General features: G+C 71.9%; 1 protein-coding gene. It reads left to right on the plus strand.

All coding sequences use genetic code 11. The annotated features are described in order from the left end of the window. On the plus strand, positions 1-1,342 hold a 1,342-nt coding region (locus AAHM41_RS40180), incomplete at both ends, for an amino acid adenylation domain-containing protein (protein WP_342242254.1).

A 1,342-nucleotide genomic window follows, 5' to 3' on the forward strand; every position in this document is an offset into this window, starting at 1 on the left:
CGGCATCGGCCCGGACGTGCTGGTCGGGGTGGCGGCGGAGCGGTCGGTCGAGATGGTCGTGGCGCTGCTCGGCATCGCCAAGGCGGGCGGGGCCTATCTGCCGCTCGACCCGGAGCACCCGCGCGAGCGGCTGGCCGGCACCATCGCCGAGACCGGCCTCAGGCTGGTCCTGGCCCAGGCCCATCTCACCGACCGGCTGCCGCAGATCGAGGGCATCGAGGTGGTGGCGCTGGAGGGCTGGGACCTGTCCGGATACCCGGAGCAGACGCCGGCGGTGGCTTGGCATCCGGAGGGCCTGGCCTACTGCATCACCACCTCGGGCTCGACCGGCAAGCCCAAGGCGGTGGGCAACAGCCACAAGGGCCTGCTGAACCGGCTGCAATGGATGCAGGCGGAATACGGCATCGGTCCTGGGGACCGGGTGCTGCAGAAGACGCCCTACGGCTTCGACGTGTCGGTGTGGGAGTTCTTCTGGCCGCTGATGACCGGGGCCTGCCTGGTGGTGGCGGAGCCTGGGGCGCATCGTGACCCGGAGGCCTTGGGCCGGGTGATCCGGACCGAGGGGATCACGACGCTGCACTTCGTGCCGTCGATGCTGGGGGCGTTCGCGGCATCGGGCGAGCTGCCGGGCTGCCGCAGCCTGCGCCGGATCATCTGCAGCGGCGAGGCGCTGCCGCGGGAGCTGCAGGACGAGGTGCTGGGCCAGACCGGGGCCGGGCTGCACAACCTCTATGGCCCGACCGAGGCGGCGATCGACGTGACCTTCTGGGCCTGCCGGCCCGAACCTGGCCAGCGCAGCGTGCCGATCGGGCATGCCATCGCCAACACCCGGATCCATGTGCTGGATGCCGACCTGAACCCGGTGCCGGAGGGTGTGTCGGGCGAGCTGTACATCGCCGGGGTGAACCTGGCGCGGGGCTATCTCGGCCGTCCGGACCTGACGGCGGACCGGTTCGTGCCGGACCCCGAGGGCCCATCGGGCAGCCGGATGTACCGCTCGGGCGACCTGGTGCGGCGTCGCGGCGACGGGGCGATCGAGTATCTCGGGCGGCTGGACCACCAGGTGAAGCTGCGGGGCCTCAGGATCGAACTCGGCGAGATCGAGGCGGGCCTGCGGTCGTACCCGGGTGTCCGCGACGCGGTGGTGGTGCTGCGGGAGGGGCGGCTGGTCGGCTATATCGCCGGCGAGGCGCAGCCCGACGAGGCCGGGCTGAAGCAGCATCTGTCGGCGCTGCTGCCGGAGTACATGGTGCCGTCGCGGCTGCTGTGGCTGGAGCGTCTGCCGCTCTCGGCCAACGGCAAGCTGGACCGCAAGGCCCTGCCGGACCCGGAATGGGAGAGC

The organism is Inquilinus sp. OTU3971 (genome assembly GCF_038440215.1).